Source organism: Sphingomonas sp. ATCC 31555 (assembly GCF_000282895.1).
Lineage (GTDB): Bacteria > Pseudomonadota > Alphaproteobacteria > Sphingomonadales > Sphingomonadaceae > Sphingomonas.
In genome coordinates this window covers 1-2,818 of record NZ_ALBQ01000049.1, presented here as the reverse complement: position 1 = coordinate 2,818, position 2,818 = coordinate 1, and the positions used below count along the sequence as shown (strand labels likewise).

Below are 2,818 nucleotides of genomic sequence, written 5' to 3'. Positions count from 1 at the left end.
AATCCCTTATAAATCAAAAGAATAGACCGAGATAGGGTTGAGTGTTGTTCCAGTTTGGAACAAGAGTCCACTATTAAAGAACGTGGACTCCAACGTCAAAGGGCGAAAAACCGTCTATCAGGGCGATGGCCCACTACGTGAACCATCACCCTAATCAAGTTTTTTGGGGTCGAGGTGCCGTAAAGCACTAAATCGGAACCCTAAAGGGAGCCCCCGATTTAGAGCTTGACGGGGAAAGCCGGCGAACGTGGCGAGAAAGGAAGGGAAGAAAGCGAAAGGAGCGGGCGCTAGGGCGCTGGCAAGTGTAGCGGTCACGCTGCGCGTAACCACCACACCCGCCGCGCTTAATGCGCCGCTACAGGGCGCGTCCCATTCGCCAATCCGGATATAGTTCCTCCTTTCAGCAAAAAACCCCTCAAGACCCGTTTAGAGGCCCCAAGGGGTTATGCTAGTTATTGCTCAGCGGTGGCAGCAGCCAACTCAGCTTCCTTTCGGGCTTTGTTAGCAGCCGGATCTCAGTGGTGGTGGTGGTGGTGCTCGAGTTTATACTTGTCTTGAGTTGCTTGCTTGAGAGAGTTGATGCCGCCCGTGATAAATATCGTCATTCTTTCAACAATGTCATCTTCTGATTCTGCGTGAAGGTGTCCGTCAGTAAGCTCACCAATACGATCAACGCCTCTCAGCATATAAAGAATCATGGAAACCATAAATACTGCTCCCCAACTCACGGCAGCTGCGTCGTCTTCACCCTCACATTCCATAATTTCATGAATGAAGGCCTTTAATGTATGATCATATAGCTCTTTCCTCAAGGGTACGGCCACCTCTTCAGGTTCGCTAGCTAGCCGGGACTGCAAGCGTGCAAAATGCATCCATGCTTGTCCTCCTTCCCTGTGTTCAAATTGTGGTCTTAAGTAGGTTCGCACGATGTCATAGGTATTATAGCCTTCAGGACGGGATTTAAGTTCATCAAGGTAGTTCTGACGCTTCTTGTCTATATCGGACAATCCCCGTCGATATACTTCCATAAAAAGATTCTGTTTCGTTCCGTAGTAATAAGTAATTAGTGCTTGAGTAACGTTTGAGTTTTGCGCTATTTGCTTAAGGGTCGCTCCTAGGAACCCGTGCATAGCGAAAACCTTTTCAGCCTCATTTAAGATGAGCTCTTTATTAACGACCTCGCCGAGTTCAGAGAATCGGCGCCTACCGAGTTTAGGCCCAACTGCGGAATTTTGTGCTGATTTCGAGTCTGCCATAGCCATGGTATATCTCCTTCTTAAAGTTAAACAAAATTATTTCTAGAGGGGAATTGTTATCCGCTCACAATTCCCCTATAGTGAGTCGTATTAATTTCGCGGGATCGAGATCTCGATCCTCTACGCCGGACGCATCGTGGCCGGCATCACCGGCGCCACAGGTGCGGTTGCTGGCGCCTATATCGCCGACATCACCGATGGGGAAGATCGGGCTCGCCACTTCGGGCTCATGAGCGCTTGTTTCGGCGTGGGTATGGTGGCAGGCCCCGTGGCCGGGGGACTGTTGGGCGCCATCTCCTTGCATGCACCATTCCTTGCGGCGGCGGTGCTCAACGGCCTCAACCTACTACTGGGCTGCTTCCTAATGCAGGAGTCGCATAAGGGAGAGCGTCGAGATCCCGGACACCATCGAATGGCGCAAAACCTTTCGCGGTATGGCATGATAGCGCCCGGAAGAGAGTCAATTCAGGGTGGTGAATGTGAAACCAGTAACGTTATACGATGTCGCAGAGTATGCCGGTGTCTCTTATCAGACCGTTTCCCGCGTGGTGAACCAGGCCAGCCACGTTTCTGCGAAAACGCGGGAAAAAGTGGAAGCGGCGATGGCGGAGCTGAATTACATTCCCAACCGCGTGGCACAACAACTGGCGGGCAAACAGTCGTTGCTGATTGGCGTTGCCACCTCCAGTCTGGCCCTGCACGCGCCGTCGCAAATTGTCGCGGCGATTAAATCTCGCGCCGATCAACTGGGTGCCAGCGTGGTGGTGTCGATGGTAGAACGAAGCGGCGTCGAAGCCTGTAAAGCGGCGGTGCACAATCTTCTCGCGCAACGCGTCAGTGGGCTGATCATTAACTATCCGCTGGATGACCAGGATGCCATTGCTGTGGAAGCTGCCTGCACTAATGTTCCGGCGTTATTTCTTGATGTCTCTGACCAGACACCCATCAACAGTATTATTTTCTCCCATGAAGACGGTACGCGACTGGGCGTGGAGCATCTGGTCGCATTGGGTCACCAGCAAATCGCGCTGTTAGCGGGCCCATTAAGTTCTGTCTCGGCGCGTCTGCGTCTGGCTGGCTGGCATAAATATCTCACTCGCAATCAAATTCAGCCGATAGCGGAACGGGAAGGCGACTGGAGTGCCATGTCCGGTTTTCAACAAACCATGCAAATGCTGAATGAGGGCATCGTTCCCACTGCGATGCTGGTTGCCAACGATCAGATGGCGCTGGGCGCAATGCGCGCCATTACCGAGTCCGGGCTGCGCGTTGGTGCGGATATCTCGGTAGTGGGATACGACGATACCGAAGACAGCTCATGTTATATCCCGCCGTTAACCACCATCAAACAGGATTTTCGCCTGCTGGGGCAAACCAGCGTGGACCGCTTGCTGCAACTCTCTCAGGGCCAGGCGGTGAAGGGCAATCAGCTGTTGCCCGTCTCACTGGTGAAAAGAAAAACCACCCTGGCGCCCAATACGCAAACCGCCTCTCCCCGCGCGTTGGCCGATTCATTAATGCAGCTGGCACGACAGGTTTCCCGACTGGAAAGCGGGCAGTGA

2 protein-coding genes and 1 pseudogene are annotated in these 2,818 nt (G+C 52.9%); 2 read left to right on the top strand and 1 reads right to left on the bottom strand.

The genetic code is table 11. The annotated features are described in order from the left end of the window. Positions 1-515 precede the first annotated feature (515 nt). The gene (locus B215_RS21080) at positions 516-1,262 is read right to left on the bottom strand and encodes a TetR/AcrR family transcriptional regulator (RefSeq protein ID WP_083844715.1); all 747 of its coding nucleotides are present in this window, start codon (positions 1,260-1,262) and stop codon (positions 516-518) included. A 109-nt stretch (positions 1,263-1,371) separates the two neighbouring features. Here B215_RS21080 and B215_RS21075 point away from each other — a divergent pair. Beyond that, positions 1,372-1,656: pseudogene (locus B215_RS21075) on the top strand (MFS transporter); the annotation flags it as partial. A 79-nt stretch (positions 1,657-1,735) separates the two neighbouring features. Next, entirely contained in the window at positions 1,736-2,818 is a 1,083-nt protein-coding gene (lacI, locus tag B215_RS0117195; RefSeq protein ID WP_000805902.1) for a DNA-binding transcriptional repressor LacI, read from the top strand.

Coding starts and splice junctions, on each gene's coding strand:
- B215_RS21080 (WP_083844715.1), bottom strand. CDS start 1,262: ATGGCTATGGCAGACTCGAAATCAGCACAAAATTCCGCAGTTGGGCCT.